The following is a 19,990-nucleotide window of genomic DNA, read 5'->3' on the forward strand; positions in this document are numbered from 1 at the left end:
CTGGGCGTGAGCGAGTTATTGACAGTTGGTGCCGTGACGATTGCGGCAGCTGTTATACGCGATGCGTTGATGTCCGCAGCCATCGCAGGCGTCGATATGGCCGCCGAGCACCGCGCGCGGTGCGGGACGCGGCGATCGCCTGCATCACACGCCGTTGCAGGCAGGACAGTACGCGCTCGTGCGCGGCCCGAAAGGCCACACCGTAGCGGCGGAAGATATCCGCCACCTCCAGCCCAGGCGCGCCACCGCAGAGCCGATCAGACGGGCCGGGACGCCGGGATGGGTTCAGGCGGTGGGAGCGGCTGTACCTCCAGATCCAGCGGGCTCGGGGTCGCACACACGCGGGAGGTCACCACGCGCAGGTGGCGCGCGGTGGTAGCGAGGCTCCGGTGCCCCAACAGGAACTGGATGGTGCGCAGGTCGGCCCCGTGTTCCAGCAAGTGCGTCGCGAAGGCGTCCCGGCTATGTAGCCGGCATACGAGTGCATCCAGATCGTAGTTTCCGAGTGCCAGGGTCCAGTTAGCCGAGACCTACGCCCGGAAACGCGCCGGGTATGCCGCGACCATTGCTTCGTGTGGGTGGCCAACTTGGCCACCCACCACCGCAGTCACTTCACTGCGAATCCGTGCCATCAGCAACCGAGCCGCCACGTAGGTGTAGTTCGGCTCGGTCTCTATCTGCTGGCGGGCGCACAGCAACAACGCTTCATCCAGTTCCGCCTGGGTCAGGCCGTCATAGATATTCGCTGGCACGGCGTCGGTGATGGTTTGAGCCGATACGCCATCGATCCCCTGGCCGTCGCTTCTGTGATCTCTACCGGGCCTGGGCCGGCCGCCTCGACACCGTCATGCGCCAGACCCATCGCGCCGGCGAGAAGCTGTTCGTGGATTACGCCGGCCAGACGGCCTCGGTGGTCGATCACCGCACCGGGGAACTGCGGAGCGCCCAGATTTTTGTGGCCGTGCTTGGGGCCTCGAACTATACCTATGCCGAGGCCACCTGGAGCCAGAGCTTGCCGGACTGGCTCCCGGATTGCTCGTCTCTCACTACCAGGCAAAGGATCGCCGCAGCGCGCTCAAGAAGTTACTGCGGGGCGTCCATCGCATCAGACGGGCGTCGCGAGGTTGAAGTTGGCCGCGTAATCGTGACCGCCCAGCCGCTCGGTGCATTTGAGGAAGCGCTGGCTTCAGCGGCTCACCCCGACATCATCCTTAACGGACGCGTAGCGGTTCTGGACGCGGGATTCTACTCACTCGACTGGATCCTTATCGATGCCGGCGCCGTGAAGCGCCAGACAGCCGGCACCAGCCTGAATGCGATGAGTCGGCTGATCGAAGCCATGGACACCTTAGTTAAAGAGGAGCACGGCGACAGCCCGAGGACCAAAGCGATCGAGGGCGCGCTACGCAACAACCGCACTTCGCTACTGCTTTACGGCCAACGTATTGATCTCAACCCGTATGCCGAGCCGGCCCGCCGCCGGGTCTCAGGCACAGGCACCGCCATTGCCGAGATGCGGCGCGGCTACCGCGACCGGTGCCTGCAAGCTCTATCTGCGCCGGGCGTTGTCCGACCCCGCAGACCTCAAGTGGCGGCGTGAGGCGCTGCGAGCCGCCGGCCTGCTCAGAAGTGGTCCCCGGACTACGGCCGTCGTGCCGATCGGGTAGTGGCCAATAGCGACCGCTCCGCGGAGGAGATTGCCTGTCTTGTGGATCGGTTCTGTTATATCACCCACCTCTCGGCAATGGCCTACTATGGTCTGACAATTGAACCGCCCCGGGAATACTGGAGACTCCGACTCTTGAGAGAATTGGAGTATGAAACAGCGGAAACCTTATTCCCCGGAAGTCTGTGAACGAGCGGTTCGCATGGTCTTTGAGCATCAGGCGGACTACAGCTCGCAGTGGGCGGCGATCGGTTCGATCGCCGGCAAGATCGGCTGTACGCCCGAGACGCTGCGCAGTTGGGTTCGCCAGGCCGAACGAGACCGCGGGATGCGCGATGGCCAGAGCACGGAAGAGCGCGAGCGCATCAAGGCGCTTGAGCGTGAGAACCGTGAGTTGAAACGGGCCAATGAGATCCTGCGCAAGGCTTCGGCCTATTTTGCCCAGGCGGAGCTCGACCGCCGACACAAGTGATGGTGACGTTCATCGACGATTATCGCGGGGTCTACGGTGTCGGGCCGATCTGCCGTGTGCTGCCGATCGCACCGTCGACCTACTATGCCGCCAAGGCCCGGCAAACCGACTCGGCTCGCCGTTCGAAGCGGGACCGACGTGAGAGGGTCTTGAGCGACGCCATCCAGCAGGTCTGGGAGGCCAATCGTTGCGTCTATGGCGCCCGCAAAGTCTGGCTGCAGTTGCAGCGTGAGGGTTGGTCGGTGGCTCGGTGCACGGTCGAGCGTCTGATGCGTCAGATGGGCTTGCAAGGCGCTGTGCGCGGGCGCACGCCGAAAACGACCACTTCCGACCCCAACCAGCCGAGCCCGGCCGATCACGTCCAGCGTGACTTCGCAGCTGCCCGACCCGATCGGCTTTGGGTCGCCGATTTCACCTATTGCCCGACCCGGCACGGCTTTGTTTATGCAGCGTTTGTTATCGATGCGTTCGCGCGTCGCATTGTCGGCTGGCGCGTTTCGAGCGCCCCCAACACGGGCCTCGTGCTCGACGCGCTCGAGCAGGCCATCCATGACCGGCAACCCGGCCAGCGCCTGATTCAGCATACCGACCGCGGGGTGCAATACTTGTCAATTCGCTATAGCGAACGCTTGGCGGATGTCGGTATCACCCCGTCGGCCGGCCGCGTCGGCAGTTCATACGATAACGCGCTGGCCGAGACCGTGATCGGCCTGTTCAAGACGGAAGTCATCCGTCAGCACGACGGGCCGTGGCCTCACCTTGCCGCCGTCGAGTTCGCGGTGCTGGACTGGGTCGACGGGTTCAATCATCAGCGGCTGTTCGAGCCGATCGGTGATATGCCGCCGGCCGAGGCTGAAGCCAACTTCTATGACCCAATCGCCGAGTCTGCCAAAGTGGCATGACTCAAACCCACGAGTCTCCGGTAAACCCGGGGCGGTTCAGCCCGGCAAAGTCTGGGTCCCATCGGTTTCTCCGGACTGTAGACACAGACCTTGTCGTCGATCTTCAGGACAAACGGCTCAGCGCCCGCCGCCTTGGATCACGTTAAGGGGACCTTCTGGTCTGTCAAGCCGTAGGTGGCGCGCGCGGGTGCCTTTGGCCAACATCACCACTGTGTCATCGTTATAGAAGACGCCCGCCTCGGGCACACTGCCCTCATAAACCGCCCGGTCGACTAGAGGTCGACACGCGGTCGACAGAGTAACAGGGGGCCTATCTGGCTCCGGTTCTCGGTCGACTACGGGTCGACTGGAGGTCGACAGAGCGACCCGGGCCCAGCCGGGCTCCGGTTCTCGGTCGACTAGCGGTCGACAAGGCAAGCCCTCGAGCCGGCTGCTTGACTGCCGGCCACGAACGCTCGAATGTCTGGAGTCGCTGGGCATGGAGTTTCAACAACATCCTCCGATGATCCCAAACTCCAGGCCGCCTTCAGGCCCATCTCATCCCGGAATGTCGCGCTTCGCTCAGGCTCATGTGTCATTGGATAAGGCTCTGCCTTGCGCTGGCGGTGATCGTATCGTATAATCTTTCCAGTTTACGCTCCCGACAGCGAAAATGTCGGCACGGCGGCGGAGCCTCCGGGTTCGCGTACGCAGAAACCACTCGCCTAAATGGGCGAAAAGCCAGCGCTCGCCAGAGCGAAAACAAGCTCCGGGGCTGACCTCGGCGCGCCAACGGCGCGGACCTGCTGAATTGCGGGTCACAATCCCCAGGTGAGTTGCGTCTAGCACCAATCCCCGGCGATACCCTCCCCCGCATCGCGGTCGCGATGCCGATCCAAACCCTCGCCGCACATCCGCGGCAAAACACCGAGACACAAGTCGCCTAGGCGGCGACTAAAACTCATAGCCTATGCATGCGCCCCCCCCAAACGGGGCCAAATCGACCCCTGCTCCGCCGGGGTACCGTCGTTCATCTTTGTGCTACGAAGCAAAGAAACGGGCGGCAGCCCGTGCGAATAATCCTCTGTTTATCAGGGGTTATTCGCCACGCACGATAGCACTCTGCATCAAAACTCGCATCAAAACTCGTTACCGGCCGCCTCCGCGGCCCTCCGGGCGGCACCCGGACGCGGATCGAGATAATTTGTTCAGACCCGGCTCGGCAACAGGCTGAGTCGCCGCCATGCCGCGCCCGCCAGGCGCGACCCTGCGACACCCGCCCGCTGGCTCCCGCCAGCAACGAGCGCAGCGGCATCACGACCACTAAACCCGCGGGCCCAGAAGGCCCACTCCAATACCCCACTCATGGCTTGCAGAAGGCTGGAATTTCTGTTGTTTCACCAACCACGAAGTGGCGGGTAGTGGGCGATCACACAGGGGGCGGCAATCCGCGCGCAACATGCCTATGCGCGCGACCACTGCCCGTCGCAACGCGTGGCCCCCGAACTGTGATCAGCATAAATCAACGTTAACACGGCGCGTGGCCGTTAGGCCGCGCCAGCCCAAAAATTCTACTTAATCTCGCTAATCCTCGGCCGCCTGGAAAATGGCGGCCATTTTTTGCAATTTTTTATCACTTCGGAGTCAACAACATGAAAAAAGGACGACGTAATTTTGGATATGGTCGCAGAATCGACTACGCCGGCCGGCAGGTCCTTCGAGAATATCTCGGTGGCGGCCATTTTTTGACCCAGACCACCCTGAGCGGACGCTGGGGACAGTTTGCACGCTGGCTACGCGCCGAGTGCGGCATCAACGATATGCGCAACATAACGCCCGCGTGTGTACATGCCTACGCCGATGAGCGACTTCAGGATGGATTGGCGCAGAGCACCGTCGGCAACGATGTTTCGGCGGCCAACGTGGTGCTCAACCATGCCACGCGCGGACACTGGCCGACGCTCAGCCCTAGCGCGATCGCCGGACCCCGCGATACGGTCCGGCGCGAAGCGCCGGCGAGCCTGGCGGCGGACGCCGACCGAGCCGCACGCGCGGCACTCGTCGCCGAACCTAGGGCCGCCGTGCTCTACAGCCTCTGCCGTGGCAGCGGCATGCGCTCACGCGAGGCGAGCTTAGCCGATCTGGATCGGCTCGCCCGGGAGGCGGATCTGTGGGGCGCGGTCAACATCCAGGAGGGCGCAAAAGGCGGCAGGACGGCACCCCGATGGGTGCCGCTCACCGAACACGGCCACGCGGCCCTGGCTGCAGCTTTGGCGGCGCGGCCCGCGGGATCATATAATTTGTTGCACCCGGATGAAACCTACAGGCAGTGGTGCAACCAAGAGTTGCGGCGCGGGCGGCACGCCCTGCACGCAGTCGGAATTCGCGGTTACCATGACGCCCGGGCAGCCTATGCGTGCGCGCGCTACGCCCAACTCGTCGGCCACCCCGCACCGGCGGTTATCGGCGAGCGGCGGGCCGGCAAAGCGGCCGACCGCGCAGCGCGTTGGGTGATCGCCTCCGAGCTTGGCCATGGTCGGACCGACGTGACGCTCAGCTATGTGGGGAGGGCCTGATGAGTCCGGTGGAGCGCCTGATACGGACCGGATACAAGGGAAAAAGAGGCTCCCGGCGAGGCAAAAAAGGGCAGCGTCTTCCCATCACGGCGCATATCCGGCGCGGTGAGGAACTGGTCACTCTGATCGCCGCGCGCTGGGAAGTGGAGGAACCCGCACAGTGGCGACTCAAGCATGTCCAATGGGTTCTGAAGCACGGTCTAGCGGATCGCGCGCCGGCAACCCGCTATCGCTACTGGTGTACGGCCCGACTCATTATGGCCACTCTCGGCCGGTTTGAGGATTGGAAACCCCGTCTCGGGGGCCCGTGGCAAACCCCCAAGGGTCAAGTTCCCGATCCGGGCCGGCATCCGGGCGGGCGCCCGCCCAACCTGCCACGATACCGCCGCCGTTAGGCTGATTTGCACGCCGATTTCTCAGCTGGAAGATCCCGGCCAACGTGCGCGAGGGGAATCGGCCGTGCTCCTCTCGGGCGATCCCCGCGCCCCCGCGACCAAATAGTTTGCCGGCAGCGGATTCACTGCGGCTGATGGCAGCCAGCTTAACGCTGTTGTATACGACTACTGATCGACTCGCGACGGCAAAATGGGGTCACACTGATCCCGCTGGCCTCAAAGCGTTGTAATAGCGCCGGCCGCCGAGCCGCCGTCAGGTAACGGTGCTGTCCGTGCCTCGTCTCGGTCATGGCAACCTCCGGTGCGATTGAGTGTCCGAAGTATTGTCGGCAATCGCCGACTCACCCGATACAACACCGCCGAATTACCGCTTACAACCGAGTGGTCGCTTTTAAGGACGTCTCCGTCAGCAGTAATCCTGCTAAGAACCAATTATTATTTCTGAAGACGCGCCATTGATTTGATCCGGATCAAGGCCGAACCGATACATAGAATGGTGCAATACACGAATAAATCAAGCACCGATTACAGGAAAGACATGGATAACGGCTGGATAGATGCAGCGCGGGTGGGCGATATTCCGAACAACGAGTGCACGGTCTTCGATCTGGATGATGAGGACATCGCGATCTATAACCTCGACGGCGAATATTTTGCGATCGAGGATCGTTGCACCCACGACGGCGGCGACTTAGCCGGCGGCTGGGTGGAGAGTGGTTGCGCGGTCTGCCCACGTCACGGCGCCCGTTTCGATATCCGGACCGGCAAGGTGATGGCACCGCCGGCTTACGAAGACATCCATGCCTTTCCGGTACGGGTACAGCAGGGCGTGATCCAGATACGAGACGATCGTGAGTAACGAGATCCAAGACAGGCCGCCGGGGTCCCAAATCGTAGCGGTCACTTATTCGTAGCCCGATAACAGCCAAGTTGCGCAGATAGCTGAGTACTTGGGTGAGGAATCCTATTATCGGGCCATTTAAACTGCGTCGATCAAACGACGATCGTGCGCCCAGCCTCGTCCGCTTTCTTGCCGGACCATTTTTCTTTTCACCGTCGGACTTCTTCTTGCGGTCCACGATCTCGCGCAAGGCGAGTACGTCGCGTGCCGAGCCAGTGTGGCCTTTGGAGACTTTCATCTTGCTAATCGTGCGGACTGCAGCGGAGGGTACTTCCAGGGTCGCCTTGTCAAACTCTGGCATTTTGGGTAGTTGGCCTTGTTCTGCCTGGTAGGCGGCGGGCAGGCCTGCACCTCGATAATTTGGACCAAATCAACATCGCCGCCATACGGCAGCTTGATTGTCCGCCCTGCCCTATAGCATTTCCTCGCTTCGGCGCGCGGCCTGCCTCCGGGTAGCGCTTTAACCCATTGATCCGGAAGATCCAAGCGGAGCCTTCTCACCAACAAAGATTAACCTGATTACGTCTGTGCCGCAGCCATGGTTCGGCGACGCGTAATAAAATACAATCTATTGAATAACTTAGCCTGAGTAGCTATAGCATAGAATCCGAGTCCAGTTTCAAACCGGCCTGTCGCTGCCAGAGTTCCTGGAGCGCTCCGGCCGGGACCGAAGCCCAGTGTCGCAATGCCTTGTTCGATAAGCGTCGGCCGCAGGGGTGCGCGCGGAATGCAGCAATACGGACAGGCTGCATGCTGAGCCGTGGTGTCTATCAATGCCATCGCTGTCATCATCAGACGTCGTTGACCGCCGGTACGGTCTTTCACGCCACGAAACTGCCCTTGCGGACATGGTTTCTGGCGATTTATCTGCTTACCCAGCGCAAGAGAAGTCTGTCCGCACTACAGCTCTCGCGTGAACTGGGCTTGAGCTATAACACCGCCTGGAAAATCGAGCACAAGATCCTGCAGGTGATGCTGGAGCGCAGCGAGGGTGAGAGCTTGTTCGGTCAGATCGAAACCGATGACGCCTATCTCGGCAGTGAGCGTCCGGGCAAACGGGGTCGCGGGGCCGCTGGCAAGATGACGTTTGTCGCCGCCGTTGCAACGAGTGGCGACGGCCGCCCACTGAAAACGCAGCTGCGCCGGGTCAGCGGGTTCACGCAAGCCGCCGTCCAACGCTATGCGCACCAAGCGGTTGCCCCGGCCAGTCACATCGTCAGAGCGGCGGCTTGGCGTGTTTCCGGGTATTTGATCAGCCGTTTTATACGTATGAGCGCATTATCAGCGGTGGTGGCCGCGCCAGCGTTGAGAATCCAGCGTTCAATTGGGTCAATACCGTGCTGGGCAACGTGAAAAATGCCATAACCGGTAGTCTGCACGCGATCCACAGCCGGCACGCCCCATGTTATCTCGCTGAGTTCGAGTACCGTTTCAACCGACGATTCAATCTGCTGGCCAGGATAGACCGCTTCGCTTATGTTGCAATGCGCACCGCACAGATGCCCTATCAGCTGTTCAAAATGGCTGCGCCTCATACGTAATCAGGAAGATTAATGGCTAATCGGCTCCGGCTTGTTCTGGTCAATCCCGTATTTGCGGATCGCTTCCCCGACGGTCTTGCGCTCGATCTCGCCCTCGTCGGCCAAAGCCTTGAGCGCGGCCACGGTAATCCAGCGCCGGTCGACCTCGAAGAAGTCGCGCAACGCCTCACGCGTATCCGAACGCCCGAAGCCGTCGGTGCCGAGCGTGTGATAGGCCACCGGCATGAACGGCCGAATCATTTCCGGCAGCCCGCGAACATAGTCGGTCGCGGCCACCGCCGGGCCTCTGGCGTCGGCGAATTTCCGGGCCACGAAACTCTGCCGGGGATCGGATTCCGGATGCAGCATGTTCCAGCGCTCAACGCTCATACCGTCGCGCTTGAGCTGGGCGAAGCTCGGTACGCTCCAAACGGTGGCACCGATGTTGTATTCGCTCTCAAGCATTTCAGCCGCGGCGATGGACTCGCGCAGGATCGTGCCCGAGCCCAACAGATTAACCTGGCGCATGTAGCGCGTGTCGCCTTCCGAGAACTGATATAAGCCGGCGATAATGTCGTCTTCCACGCCTTCCGGCATAGCCGGCTGCGCGTAGTTCTCGTTCATCATCGTCAGGTAGTAGTAGACGTCCTGCTGCTCTGCGAACATCTCCACGAGGCCGTGGTGGATGATCACCGCCATCTCGTAGGCGAAGGCCGGGTCATAAGCACGGCAATTGGGCACGCAGTCAAAAAGTACGTGGGAGTGGCCATCCCCGTGCTGTAGTCCCTCGCCGTTGAGAGTAGTCCGACCGGCCGTGCCGGCGAGCAGAAAACCCCGGGTACACATATCGGCTGCTGCCCAACAGAGATCGCCGACCCGTTGAAAACCAAACATCGAATAGTAGGCAAAGAACGGAATCATCGTCTTGCCATGGTTGTAATACGAGGTGCCGGCGGCGATGAAGGACGAGATGGCCCCGGCTTCGGTGATGCCTTCTTCCAGGATCTGACCGTCTTGGGCTTCCTTGTAATAGGCAAGCTGGTCGGCGTCCTCGGGTGAGAAATGTTGGCCAAACGGCGCGTAGATGCCCATCGATCGGAACATGCCTTCCATGCCGAAGGTGCGCGCCTCATCCGGAATGATCGGCACCAGCCGATCCTTCAGATGCTTGTCGCGGGTGAGGATCTGCAAGATGCGCACGAACGCCATCGTGGTGGACATTTCACGATCACCCGAGCCTTGCAGCAGCTTGCTGAAGGTCGCGAGCGCCGGGATTTCGAGCTGCTCCCAATCTTGGCGACGCTGCGGCAGGTAGCCGCCGAGCTCTTGTCGGCGGGCTTGCAGGTACTGAATTTCCTCGGAGTCGTCAGCCGGTTTGTAGAGCGGCGCCTCGGCGATCTCGTCGTCGTTGACCGGAATCTCAAAGCGGTCGCGGAACGCCTTGAGCGCGTCCTCGGCCATCTTCTTCTGTTGATGGGTGATGTTCTGACCCTCGCCGGCCTCGCCCATGCCATAGCCTTTGATCGTCTTGGCCAGAATCACGGTGGGTTTGCCGTTATCCATGTTCACCGCACGGTGATAGGCGGCATAGACCTTGTGCGGATCGTGCCCGCCGCGGTTCAAACGCGCGATATCTTCATCGGACATCGACGCCACTTTTTTCTCGAGTTCCGGATATTTAGCAAAGAAATGCTGGCGCGTGTAGGCGCCGCCATTGGCCTTGAACGCTTGGTATTCGCCGTCGACAGTCTCGTTCATCAACTGGACCAACGTGCCGTTGGGGTCCTGGGCGAGCAGGCTGTCCCAGAGCGCGCCCCAGATCACCTTGATTACGTTCCAGCCGGCGCCGCGGAAAGTCCCCTCGAGCTCATTGATGATCTTGCCATCGCCGCGCACCGGCCCATCCAGGCGCTGCAGATTGCAGTTGACCACGAAGATCAAATTGTCCAACCCCTCGCGGGCGGCGACACCAATCGCGCCCATGGACTCCGGCTCGTCCATCTCGCCGTCGCCGCAGAAGCACCAGACGTGGCGGCCGCTGGTGTCGTCGATGCTGCGGTTATGCAGGTAGCGCATAAAGCGTGCTTGATAGATGGCGGTGATCGGACCTATACCCATGGATACGGTCGAGAATTGCCAGTAATCTCGCATCAGCCAGGGATGGGGATAACTCGACAGCCCATGGCCCGTGGATTCGGCGCGGAAGTTGTAGAGCTGTTCTTCGGTTAGCCGGCCTTCCAGAAAGCTGCGGGCATAGAAGCCCGGTGCCGAATGACCCTGGAAATAGACCAGATCCCCGCCGTGGTCTTCGGACGGCGCATGAAAGAAGTGATTGAAGCCGACTTCATACAGCGTCGCCGCCGAGGCGTAGCTGGCAATATGCCCGCCCACGCCCTCGTGATGGCGGTTGGCCTGGACGACCATCGCCATGGCGTTCCACCGCATGAGGGAACGAATCCGCCATTCGATGGCGGGATCGCCCGGTGAACGCGCTTCCCGATGCACCGGTATCGTATTAACGTAGGCGGTAGTGGGCGAATACGGGATCTCAGCGCCGCAACGCCGTGACCGCTCGATGAGCATTTCGAGCAGGAAATGAGCCCGCTCTGGGCCCTCGCGTTCGATGACTGCATCCAGGGCGTCGCGCCATTCCGCGGTTTCCTGATCGTCGACATCTTCTACGTGGCGCTGGCGATTGAATGGAACGACCTTGCTCGACATACCACACTCCTTAGATCAATAAACCGCGTGAAGGCGTCACCATGCGATACGGCGTGATGACACCCCTAACCCATCAAGTCACTGGCGTCCGGTCCGTACCACACGCGACCCGGCATTACCCAGTCTTGGTCAGGCGGAATCCGGCGGCCGCTCATCCTGTCGATTTGCAATCGCACCAGAGTGGAACGCTCGCCGCCGGGCAGCGGCTCGGGCGAACCCTCCAATGAGTCGACGTCGACCACCGCCAACCGGCCGTGCACCATGACGCTCCACGCCGAGTGGCGGTCCGCATGGATACCGTCGACTTCAAACGTCGCGGCCTGCCCTTGGACTGCCGCGTTCTGTTTCGCCCCGGCGCCGGTCCGAAAGACAATGCTGTCTTCATGCAATGCATAGTTGACCGGCAGTATCTCGGGACTCGGCCCGGCATTGAACGCGAGCCGCCCGATGCCGTGCGATCCGAGCAGCTGGCGACAGGTCGATACATCGAGATTGTCCAGGCGGTCTTGTGAATGCGTTTGGCTCATCTGATGCCTCCCTTTCCAGCACCGACGGCCCGAGGCGACAAGCCCGTTCTGGCGCTGCTTTCTCGCACTTCGTTTGAAGGCTCGACACCGCTCCGGGCTGCCCGGCACTACCCGAGACCGGACTAGGATTCCGCGGCGGTATCCTCGTCTTCGTGCTCGCTGCGATCCAGATATTCCAATTTGTCCGGTATACCATTCCAGTCGTCGGCATCCGGCGGGGGGTCGATCACGCGGTCGATAACCGGCCAGCGCGGTGCCAGTTCCGCGTTGATGGCCAGAAAATGCCGCTGATCCGCGGGCATATCGTCTTCATCGAAAATAGCGTGTGCCGGACACTCCTCGACGCAGAGCGTGCAGTCAATACATTCCTGGGGATCGATGACCAGAAAGTTCGGTCCTTCATGGAAACAATCGACCGGACACACTTCCACGCAATCGGTGTATTTGCACTTGATACAGTTGTCGGTCACGACGTGGGTCACGATAACGACTCCGTGCGGGTGGCTCTGATTAGACTATCGCCACTGCGCACGATCCGCCTTGATGCACATCAAATAAGTAAATTAGTCATTCGGAGTACCAGTCGAGTCCGGTCGAGATCGTATCCTGACGACAGCTCACCGCGCCGCAGACATAGAGCCGTGCTTCAAACGCGGTACGAGAAGGAGTCAACCGTGAGTGAAGATGAACGCCAACCCCTGGCCGAACGGGTACGCGACGCCTGTATCGCGGCGGCGCTGGCCGGCTACGAGGACGCCGCGGTGTCTGGATTGTGCGGCGAAGGCGCGCTAGAGGTCGCGATCAGCTCGATCCGCGGATTGGCGCTCGGCTGTCTGCTGGACGAACCGAAACCGGCGGCCGAGTGACGGCGCGTCATGCCTCCTGCGCCGGATAGATCAATGCGCCATCAGCGCGGCGCCGTGCCGCGACCGTCATTTGCGCCGGCTCGATACGTCCCTCGCCCATCAGGTGATAGACCGTTTCGCCGTAATGGATCAGATGGTCGGCGATGATGCGCCGGTGACAACGCCACCACACCGCTTCCGCACACATGATCACGCAGGGTCGTTGGCGGCCGTTTTCGATCAGGCTGGCCAGCCCCTGACGAAACGATTCCGACAGAGCGTAGTCTGCGTAGTTCTGGAAACTGTGATTCTGCCAATAACCGTTGACCTCATCATTGACCGTTCGCGAGCGGCTGCGCAGACCGGCCAGGGCCGGACTATGCGTATACGCGATGCCCAATGGGGCGAGTGTGTCGGCTAATGTATCGCGATTGAACTGCGGATTGACCCGCGAACGCGGCATGGCGCGCACGTCCACGATCTGCTCGACGCCACCCGCCCGCAGCAGCGCAACCAATTCATCCACCGTGCGCCGCGAGTGGCCGACGGTGTAAAAAGGGTTTGTCGACGCCAGCATCGCTCAATCGATTCGGGTCAACGCGCTTTCCTTGTGGGCCGCGATATGGTCGGTCTTGTCGCTTTTGATTTCGTACTGCGGCGCGTCCGGTGACGCCCGGCGCGTATGCCCCTTGTAGTCGAAATCCTGTGTATGCGTCTTGATGATAGTGCCGCTGACCCGACCGGCCTCGGAGTCCCAGCTAACGTGGTCACCAACCTTGAACTTGTGCTCCATCGCATTTTTCTCCAAACAGTAACCTCATTGTCGATCGGCATGAAGCAAGCTTTCGGCCTGCGTCACGATACGCTCGACAATGCTCTGCGCCGGCTCGACCGCATCGATCAGATCGACCGCCTCGCCGGCAAACACCACGGCCGTATCGGTATCGCTCTCAGCCGTGGCCTGACGATAGATCGCCTGCTGGCGGTCCAGGTCCGAATAGAGTGCGGCTTCGCGCCCGTGCCATTGCGCGGCAAAGCGATTGATCGGCACACGACCGGTAATATGCTCGGGCCAAGGATAGCCGCGCACGATATCGAATACGCGGGTGCGCAGCGTGGTATCCCCTTGGCTATCGACGATGAAACGCTTGGCGTTAGCGTGGCCCAACGCTTCCTCGCTGGCGAAAAACCGGGTGCCGATCAGCACGCCCGCGGCGCCCAGCAGGGTTGCTGCCGCCAGTCCGCGTCCGTCGGCGATGCCGCCGGCAGCGACGACCGGCGTCGGCGTCACGGCATCCACCACCGCCGGCACCAACGTGAATGTGGATCGCGCCCCGCCGTGTCCGCCGCCTTCGGTGCCCTGGGCGACGATCACGTCGGCACCGGCCGCGGCCGCATCGCGAGCCTGCGCCACAGTCTGCACCTGACAGATGATCTTCGCCCCGGCCTGGCGTACGGCGGGCAGATACGGCGTGCAGTCGCCAAACGAGAACATCACCGCCGCCGGCTCGTAATCTAGCGCCCGATCAAGCAACGACGGCTCGCGCGCCAGCGACCAGGTGATAAAGCCCACGCCCACACGCTGACCGCGCGCGTTGTCGAACTCGCGGGCCAGCCAGTCAGCGTCGCCGTAACCGGCGCCGATCAGACCGAGACCGCCCGCACGGCTCACCGCAGCGGCCAGCACGCCGCCGGACACGTTACCCATCGGCGCGAGCAGCAGCGGCTGTTCGATACCGAGCATGTCGTTCAGTACAGTGTGCATACGTAGTTATTCCACTTGGCCCTCGTTGTCGTACGCCTCGAAGGCCAGTTGCGAATGGGCCAGCGCGCCTGGCGCGAATATCGCCTTGCTGAAAATTCGCCACGCCTGTTCAAGCTCGGGTGTCAGGTCTTTGCGCTTGTGAGCGGACGTTTGTGACACGGGATGGTCTCCGCAAGCAAGTGATACGGTGACACCATAGCAGCCTAGATGTCTGGCCCATTAGATGCGGGTAAAGCGCCGGATGCGACAACCGATCGCCGGCTATCACCGGGATGAAGAACAACACTGGGTGGCCGAACTCGCCTGCGGCCATTGCCAGCACGTGCGCCATAACCCGCCGTGGGTGGAACGGCCCTGGGTGACGACCGCGGCGGGACGAGAATCGATGCTCGGCTTCGAGCTGAATTGCAAAAAGTGCGATCAGGGAGCGCCAAAAGATCTGTAGTCCTGCCCATACAAGGTCTTCCTATTCTGCGATACGCGACTTGATTTGAATCAAGGATGCATAAGGCAGGCTTGGGCACAATAGCAACCGTACCGAGATGCCTTGCAGTACCCAGGAGGCCTGATGCCACGCCGATTCGAATACCATCTACCGCATCCGGGCATCCGGGCGTTACGCGATCTGGAAGCATATATCCATCGCTGCAGTCTGGAGCCGCCGCTGCTGGAACTGGTCAAGATGCGCGCCTCGCAAATCAACGGCTGTGCCTTTTGCCTGGATATGCACAGCCAGGATGCCCGCGTGGCCGGCGAGACCGAGCAACGAGTCTATGTGCTCGACGCTTGGCGCGAGGCGCCCTTCTACAGCGAGCGCGAGCGGGCCGCGCTCGCCTGGACCGAAGCGGTCACGCGGGTCGCGGATACACACGTTCCCGACGAAATCTATGACCACGCGACCCAACACTTCAACGAGCACGAGCTACTCGATCTGACCCTTGCCATCACCGCCATTAATAGCTGGAATCGGCTGGCGATCAGCTCGCGCATGGAAGCCGGCAGCTATCAGCCTCAGGTGACGTAATTCGTGAGAACGCCACGAACCAAGAGTCCGATCGTGCGCGAGGCGCCCACAATCCGGTAGTTCACCGTTCGGCAAAACCACGATGCCGAAACACCCCTTCATGGCGACCAAATATTTTTGCGACAGGATTTGCTATGACTTCCAACAGCTTCGACACCCGCAGCCAGCTCACGGTCGACGACACGACCTATACCGTCTATCGCCTCGACCGTATCAAGGGCGCCGATAGGCTGCCGTACAGCCTCAAGGTGATGCTGGAAAACCTGCTGCGCAACGAGGACGGCCGGCTAGTCACCGTCGATCAGATCGAGGCGCTGGCGAACTGGCAGCCGGAAGTCGTGTCCGAACAGGAAATTCAGTACACGCCAGCCCGGGTGCTGATGCAGGATTTCACCGGCGTACCCTGCGTCGTGGATCTGGTGGCGATGCGCGATGCGATCGGCGACTTCGGCGGCCAAGCCCAGCGCATCAACCCGCAGATCCCCACCGAGCTCGTCATCGACCATTCCGTGATCGTCGATGCCTTCGGCCGGCCGGATGCGTTCCTGACCAATGCAACCAAGGAATTCGAACGCAACGCCGAACGCTACCAGCTGCTGCGCTGGGGACAAAACGCATTCAACGACTTCAAAGTGGTGCCGCCGGATACCGGCATATGCCATCAGGTCAATCTGGAATATCTGGCGCGTACGGTTTTCACGCGCGAGACCGACGACGGCATGCTCGCTTACCCGGACACGCTGGTCGGCACGGATTCGCACACACCCATGGTCAACGGACTCGGCGTGCTTGGATGGGGCGTGGGCGGCATCGAGGCCGAGGCCGCCATGCTGGGCCAACCGATCAGCCTGCTGATGCCCCAGGTCGTGGGCTTCAAGCTTACCGGCGAACTCCAGCCCGGCACCACCGCCACTGATCTGGTGCTCACGGTCGCCGAGCTGCTGCGCGCGACCGGCGTGGTCGGCAAGTTTGTCGAATTCTACGGCCCCGGGGTGGCCAACGTGCCATTGGCCAATCGCGCTACGATCGGCAACATGAGCCCGGAATACGGCTCCACCTGTGCGATCTTTCCGATCGACGACGAAACCCTGTCGTACCTACGCCTGACCGGCCGTTCCGAACATCAGGTCCGTCTGGTCGAGGCCTACGCGAAAGAGCAGGGTCTATGGCATGATCCGGCACACGAACCGGAATATTCGCAGACCGTCGAGCTCGACTTGGGCCGCGTCGAGCCCTCGATCGCCGGTCCGAAACGCCCGCACGATCGCGTGCCGCTACGCATCGCGCCGCACGCAGTCAGCGCGCTGCTGGAAGGCGAAACCCAAGCCGAAGCCGTGAACGTGGGCCTCGATGAGGCATCAGGAGAGTCGTTTCCGGCCAGTGACCCAGTCTCCATCAGCCAGGTTCACGACGGCGACGAACCGCACGCCGCTTGCGACTGTGGTGATGACCACGACTGGCCAAGTACGCCGGCGACCGTGACCCTGGATGACGGCACCCAGTGCGAGATCGACAATGGCTCGGTCGTGATCGCCGCGATTACCTCCTGTACCAACACATCCAACCCGTCGGTGATGATCGGCGCGGCGCTGCTGGCCAAAAACGCCGTCGAGAAGGGCCTGGTCCGCAAGCCGTGGGTCAAGACCTCTCTGGCCCCGGGCTCCCGGGTCGTCACCGACTACATCGAGCGCGCCGGCCTGACGCCCTACTTAGAAGAGCTCGGCTTCAACCTGGTCGGCTACGGCTGTACCACCTGCATCGGCAACTCCGGTCCGCTCATTCCGGAGGTCAGCGCGGCGGTCAATGACAACGATCTCACCGTCTGTTCGGTACTGTCGGGCAACCGCAATTTCGAGGGCCGTATCCATCCCGAATGTCGGATGAACTTCCTGGCCTCGCCGCCACTGGTGGTGGCCTATGCGCTGGCCGGCAGCCTGCACGTCAATCTGTTACGCGAACCGCTGGGCACCGACGCTGACGGCCAGCCGGTCTATCTACGTGATATCTGGCCCGCGCCCCAAACGATCGAACGCACCATCGCTGAGAATCTTCATGCGGGGATGTTCACCGAAGGCTATGCCGACATCTATGCCGGCGACGAGCGTTGGCAAGGCATGGATATTCCGGAAGGCGACACCTTCCAGTGGCAGTCTGAGTCGACCTATGTCCGTCAGCCGCCGTTTTTCGATGGTATGGGCCGCGAACCCAAGCCGCTGGCCGACATCACCGGCGCGCGCGTCCTGGCCAAACTCGGCGACTCGGTGACCACGGATCATATCAGCCCGGCCGGTGCGATCGCGCCCGATTCCCCCGCCGGCCAGTACCTGGCCGAGCACGGCGTCGAACGCCAGGCTTTCAATTCCTATGGCGCGCGCCGCGGCAACCACGAGGTCATGATCCGCGGCACTTTCGCCAACATCCGCCTACGCAACCAGCTTGCACCGGAAACCGAGGGCGGATATACCCGCGACTTCACGCAGTCCGAGGCCCCGGTCACCACCATCTTTGAGGCCTCCGTCAATTACACCAGGGGGAACACGCCGCTGGTGATCCTTGCCGGCAAGGAATACGGCTCGGGCTCTTCGCGCGACTGGGCTGCCAAGGGCACCGCGCTGCTCGGCGTGCGGGCCGTGATCGCTGAATCCTACGAGCGCATTCATCGCTCCAATCTGATTGGCATGGGCGTGCTACCACTGCAGTTCGCCGACGGCGAGAGCTTGGAGTCGCTCGGTCTGACCGGCGAGGAGACATTCGACATCACCGGTTTGGCGGGGCGCGACGCGCCGGCAAACACCGTGCACGTCCAGGCTACCGACCCGCAGGGCAACACCCGGGACTTCGAGACGCGCGTGCGTATCGACACGCCGGCGGAAGCCGGCTACTACCGACACGGCGGTATCCTGCCCTATATGTTGCGCGAGCTTCTCAATGATGCATCGACTGCATCTGGTCAGGCCTGAGGATAGTCCACTGATGAGTCGAGACAACACAAGGAACCTGAGCGAATAGCAAAATCGCGTATCCAACAACGAGTTCTGCGCATTTCGCCGATACTTAAGCATAGATGAACCGGTGGGTTAATTGCACCCACATCACGAGCAGGAGAGACACATGGGTTTACGGCTCGGAGAGACCGCACCCGATTTCACAGCTGAAACCACCGAAGGCACGATCCATTTTCACGAATGGATAGGCGATTCGTGGTGCATGCTGATGTCACACCCGGCTGACTTTACGCCGGTATGCACAACCGAGCTGGGTGCCGTGGGCGGGCTCAAGGCGGCATTCGCCCAGCGCGATACCAAAGCGATCGTCGTATCGGTCGATTCGGTGGAAGACCACCGCAACTGGTCACAGGATATCGAAGAAACCCAGGGCAACGCGGTCAATTTCCCGGTTATTGGCGATCCGGAACACAAGGTCGCAGAGCTCTACGACATGATCCACCCCAACGCCGGCGACACCTCGACCGTGCGCTCGGTGTTCATCATCGATCCCAAAAAGAAAATTCGCATGACTCTGACCTACCCGAAGAGCGCCGGTCGTAACTTCGCCGAGATTCTGCGGGTGATCGACTCGCTACAACTGACCGACAATTACAAAGTCACCACCCCGGCGAACTGGAACGACGGTGACGATGTGATCATCTCGCCGGCGCTGTCAAACGACGAGGCCAAGGAGTTATTCCCAGACGGCTGGGACGAGCTCAAACCCTATTTGCGCATGATCAAGCAGCCGAACAAATAGAACCAACTCACACCACAAAAAATATCGTGGGTACGAGTATGAGTACTGTGATGCTCGAATCCGGGCTGACGTGCCCGGACTGCGGCTTTGCCCAGCAGGAAACCATGCCGACCGGGCCGGGGCCTGCTGGCTCTACTATCAAGGCCGTCAGTGCCAGGTGCTCGCGCGCCCCAAACTAGGCGATTGCTGTGTGTTTTGTTCCTTTGGCTCGGTGGCGTGTCCGCCGGTCCGGCAGCAGCACACCTGAGCGGCGACCGGCATGAGCCGTCCCGAAAGCCACGTTGCCTTATCCTTCTCAGACTGCGCGACGCGCTCGATTTCGTCGGCTCCGGCTCGCATATGGAGCACGCGGCGTTTCTCGACCGCACGACCGGGGCGATCTATTGGCAGAGCGACAATGCCGACGTGAGCGACGAGTTACCCGAGCATATCGACGATGCCGACCGCTATATCACGATCCCGTATAAGAACGATCTCGGCCTCGGCAAGCCGTTGGCGATGGCATTTGCCCGCAAGTATCTCCCGGAAGGCTTCGAGCAGGTCCGGGCGATATTCAACCAGTCGGACGCCTGCGCGCACTTCAAAGCGCTATTGATCCATCAAGACGGGCTAACGCGTGGTAGACCTATGAGCAAAACGGGTCGGAGTCTGTCCTTCGCCCGTGGTGCGCCGATCACGGTATCGCGCTGGAAGACTAGGCCAGCGGTATACTACGTGATGCGAACAGGGCGCATTGCCCCAAACCGTTGACCCTCAACTTTACCCGCACGTCGAATTTATTCTGTCAGTCGCTGTCGGGAGCTAAATCCGCGCCTAATCCGATGATCGCTTGCTCGACATTTGAAAGCCCCGATTTCAAGTCGCTTTGGCCTTTTCGCGACTCGCTGAGTTTGGTGCGTGTAGTTTGCGGCTGGTCGAGTACCCCGTTATCCAAGATGCGGTCTCCCCCT

The 19,990-nt window shown here is 61.4% G+C and carries 17 protein-coding genes, 5 pseudogenes and 1 other annotated feature; of the genes and pseudogenes, 12 read left to right on the forward strand and 10 right to left on the reverse strand.

Annotated features, from left to right (window positions below; genetic code table 11):
• Positions 1-18: 18 nt before the first annotated feature.
• The 3 genes and pseudogenes from SALB1_RS19665 to SALB1_RS18290 form a co-directional block, all read right to left on the reverse strand.
• A pseudogene (locus SALB1_RS19665) lies at positions 19-289 on the reverse strand (transposase zinc-binding domain-containing protein); the annotation flags it as partial.
• Positions 258-461 (reverse strand): annotated as a pseudogene (locus tag SALB1_RS18285) (tyrosine-type recombinase/integrase); the annotation flags it as partial. The pseudogenes SALB1_RS18285 and SALB1_RS19665, both read right to left, overlap by 32 nt.
• Before the next feature lie 69 nt (positions 462-530).
• The gene (locus SALB1_RS18290) at positions 531-752 is read right to left on the reverse strand and encodes a hypothetical protein (protein WP_109995151.1); all 222 of its coding nucleotides are present in this window, start codon (positions 750-752) and stop codon (positions 531-533) included.
• Positions 753-802: 50 nt separating this feature from the next.
• Here SALB1_RS18290 and SALB1_RS18295 point away from each other — a divergent pair.
• The 5 genes and pseudogenes from SALB1_RS18295 to SALB1_RS18320 form a co-directional block, all read left to right on the forward strand.
• Positions 803-1,027 (forward strand): annotated as a pseudogene (locus SALB1_RS18295) (IS21 family transposase); the annotation flags it as partial.
• A 790-nt stretch (positions 1,028-1,817) separates the two neighbouring features.
• Positions 1,818-3,040, forward strand: a protein-coding gene (locus SALB1_RS18305) for an IS3 family transposase (protein ID WP_109995153.1) whose coding sequence is annotated in 2 segments (ribosomal slippage) — positions 1,818-2,103 and positions 2,103-3,040 — 1,224 coding nt in all. Because the reading frame shifts where the segments join, the coding sequence is not laid out codon by codon here.
• Positions 2,096-2,212 (forward strand) — a sequence feature (AL1L pseudoknot). (Overlaps the previous gene by 117 nt.)
• 1,631 nt (positions 3,041-4,671) lie before the next feature.
• Positions 4,672-5,595, forward strand: a complete 924-nt coding sequence (locus SALB1_RS18310) for an integrase domain-containing protein (RefSeq protein ID WP_145961383.1) — start codon at positions 4,672-4,674, stop codon at positions 5,593-5,595.
• An 855-nt stretch (positions 5,596-6,450) separates the two neighbouring features.
• Positions 6,451-6,849, forward strand: coding sequence for a non-heme iron oxygenase ferredoxin subunit (locus SALB1_RS18315; protein WP_255414455.1), 399 nt, complete (start codon positions 6,451-6,453; stop codon positions 6,847-6,849).
• A 647-nt stretch (positions 6,850-7,496) separates the two neighbouring features.
• A pseudogene (locus SALB1_RS18320) lies at positions 7,497-8,432 on the forward strand (IS1595 family transposase).
• 9 nt (positions 8,433-8,441) lie between these two features.
• Here the strand turns inward: SALB1_RS18320 and aceE are convergent.
• The 3 genes from aceE to fdxA form a co-directional block, all read right to left on the reverse strand.
• Positions 8,442-11,132 carry a pyruvate dehydrogenase (acetyl-transferring), homodimeric type gene (gene aceE, locus SALB1_RS18325; protein ID WP_109995156.1) on the reverse strand — a complete coding sequence of 897 codons (2,691 nt, stop codon included), beginning with the start codon at positions 11,130-11,132 and terminating at the stop codon, positions 8,442-8,444.
• A 65-nt stretch (positions 11,133-11,197) separates the two neighbouring features.
• Entirely contained in the window at positions 11,198-11,659 is a 462-nt protein-coding gene (locus SALB1_RS18330; protein ID WP_109995157.1) for a pyridoxamine 5'-phosphate oxidase family protein, read from the reverse strand.
• A gap of 122 nt (positions 11,660-11,781) precedes the next feature.
• Complete coding sequence (gene fdxA, locus SALB1_RS18335; protein WP_109995158.1) at positions 11,782-12,141, reverse strand: ferredoxin FdxA; 360 nt, start codon at positions 12,139-12,141, stop codon at positions 11,782-11,784.
• Between the two features lie 192 nt (positions 12,142-12,333).
• Here fdxA and SALB1_RS18340 point away from each other — a divergent pair, with 192 nt between their 5' ends.
• Positions 12,334-12,525 carry a hypothetical protein gene (locus SALB1_RS18340; protein ID WP_199678865.1) on the forward strand — a complete coding sequence of 64 codons (192 nt, stop codon included), beginning with the start codon at positions 12,334-12,336 and terminating at the stop codon, positions 12,523-12,525.
• A 7-nt stretch (positions 12,526-12,532) separates the two neighbouring features.
• Here the strand turns inward: SALB1_RS18340 and SALB1_RS18345 are convergent, their stop codons facing one another.
• From SALB1_RS18345 to SALB1_RS19115, 4 genes are read right to left on the reverse strand one after another with little or no spacing between them, the layout of a single operon-like run.
• The gene (locus SALB1_RS18345; protein ID WP_109995159.1) at positions 12,533-13,081 is read right to left on the reverse strand and encodes a DUF488 family protein; all 549 of its coding nucleotides are present in this window, start codon (positions 13,079-13,081) and stop codon (positions 12,533-12,535) included.
• 3 nt (positions 13,082-13,084) lie between these two features.
• Positions 13,085-13,297 carry a DUF2945 domain-containing protein gene (locus tag SALB1_RS18350; RefSeq protein ID WP_109995160.1) on the reverse strand — a complete coding sequence of 71 codons (213 nt, stop codon included), beginning with the start codon at positions 13,295-13,297 and terminating at the stop codon, positions 13,085-13,087.
• Positions 13,298-13,321: 24 nt separating this feature from the next.
• Entirely contained in the window at positions 13,322-14,269 is a 948-nt protein-coding gene (locus SALB1_RS18355) for a nitronate monooxygenase family protein (protein WP_109995161.1), read from the reverse strand.
• A gap of 6 nt (positions 14,270-14,275) precedes the next feature.
• Positions 14,276-14,428 (reverse strand): hypothetical protein, encoded by a 153-nt coding sequence (locus tag SALB1_RS19115; protein ID WP_158590816.1) that lies wholly within the window; start codon positions 14,426-14,428, stop codon positions 14,276-14,278.
• A gap of 82 nt (positions 14,429-14,510) precedes the next feature.
• Here SALB1_RS19115 and SALB1_RS18360 point away from each other — a divergent pair, with 82 nt between their 5' ends.
• The 6 genes and pseudogenes from SALB1_RS18360 to SALB1_RS18385 all read left to right on the forward strand — a co-directional run bounded on the left by SALB1_RS18360 (position 14,511) and on the right by SALB1_RS18385 (position 19,790).
• Positions 14,511-14,714, forward strand: coding sequence for a DUF3565 domain-containing protein (locus SALB1_RS18360; RefSeq protein WP_109995162.1), 204 nt, complete (start codon positions 14,511-14,513; stop codon positions 14,712-14,714).
• 123 nt (positions 14,715-14,837) lie between these two features.
• Positions 14,838-15,293, forward strand: a complete 456-nt coding sequence (locus SALB1_RS18365; protein ID WP_109995163.1) for a carboxymuconolactone decarboxylase family protein — start codon at positions 14,838-14,840, stop codon at positions 15,291-15,293.
• A gap of 134 nt (positions 15,294-15,427) precedes the next feature.
• Positions 15,428-18,253: an aconitate hydratase AcnA gene (acnA, locus tag SALB1_RS18370; RefSeq protein WP_109995164.1), complete on the forward strand. Its 2,826-nt coding sequence runs from the start codon at positions 15,428-15,430 to the stop codon at positions 18,251-18,253.
• A 151-nt stretch (positions 18,254-18,404) separates the two neighbouring features.
• Positions 18,405-19,040 carry a peroxiredoxin gene (locus SALB1_RS18375; protein ID WP_109995165.1) on the forward strand — a complete coding sequence of 212 codons (636 nt, stop codon included), beginning with the start codon at positions 18,405-18,407 and terminating at the stop codon, positions 19,038-19,040.
• A 38-nt stretch (positions 19,041-19,078) separates the two neighbouring features.
• A pseudogene (locus tag SALB1_RS20035) lies at positions 19,079-19,287 on the forward strand (GDCCVxC domain-containing (seleno)protein).
• A complete protein-coding gene (locus SALB1_RS18385) occupies positions 19,257-19,790 on the forward strand; it encodes a hypothetical protein (protein ID WP_158590817.1) in 534 nt (177 codons plus the stop codon). Before SALB1_RS20035 ends, SALB1_RS18385 begins: the two are co-directional and overlap by 31 nt.
• The last annotated feature ends 200 nt before the right edge of the window (positions 19,791-19,990 follow it).

The organism is Salinisphaera sp. LB1, assembly GCF_003177035.1.
Lineage (GTDB): Bacteria > Pseudomonadota > Gammaproteobacteria > Nevskiales > Salinisphaeraceae > Salinisphaera.

Excerpts from the sequence above, each read along its gene's own strand:
- acnA (WP_109995164.1), top strand. The coding sequence starts at position 15,428 with ATGACTTCCAACAGCTTCGACACCCGCAGCCAGCTCACGGTCGACGAC.
- aceE (WP_109995156.1), bottom strand. The coding sequence starts at position 11,132 with ATGTCGAGCAAGGTCGTTCCATTCAATCGCCAGCGCCACGTAGAAGAT.
- SALB1_RS18345 (WP_109995159.1), bottom strand. The coding sequence starts at position 13,081 with ATGCTGGCGTCGACAAACCCTTTTTACACCGTCGGCCACTCGCGGCGC.
- SALB1_RS18350 (WP_109995160.1), bottom strand. The coding sequence starts at position 13,297 with ATGGAGCACAAGTTCAAGGTTGGTGACCACGTTAGCTGGGACTCCGAG.
- SALB1_RS18310 (WP_145961383.1), top strand. The coding sequence starts at position 4,672 with ATGAAAAAAGGACGACGTAATTTTGGATATGGTCGCAGAATCGACTAC.
- SALB1_RS18355 (WP_109995161.1), bottom strand. The coding sequence starts at position 14,269 with ATGCACACTGTACTGAACGACATGCTCGGTATCGAACAGCCGCTGCTG.
- SALB1_RS18365 (WP_109995163.1), top strand. The coding sequence starts at position 14,838 with ATGCCACGCCGATTCGAATACCATCTACCGCATCCGGGCATCCGGGCG.
- SALB1_RS18375 (WP_109995165.1), top strand. The coding sequence starts at position 18,405 with ATGGGTTTACGGCTCGGAGAGACCGCACCCGATTTCACAGCTGAAACC.
- SALB1_RS18330 (WP_109995157.1), bottom strand. The coding sequence starts at position 11,659 with ATGAGCCAAACGCATTCACAAGACCGCCTGGACAATCTCGATGTATCG.
- SALB1_RS18360 (WP_109995162.1), top strand. The coding sequence starts at position 14,511 with ATGCGACAACCGATCGCCGGCTATCACCGGGATGAAGAACAACACTGG.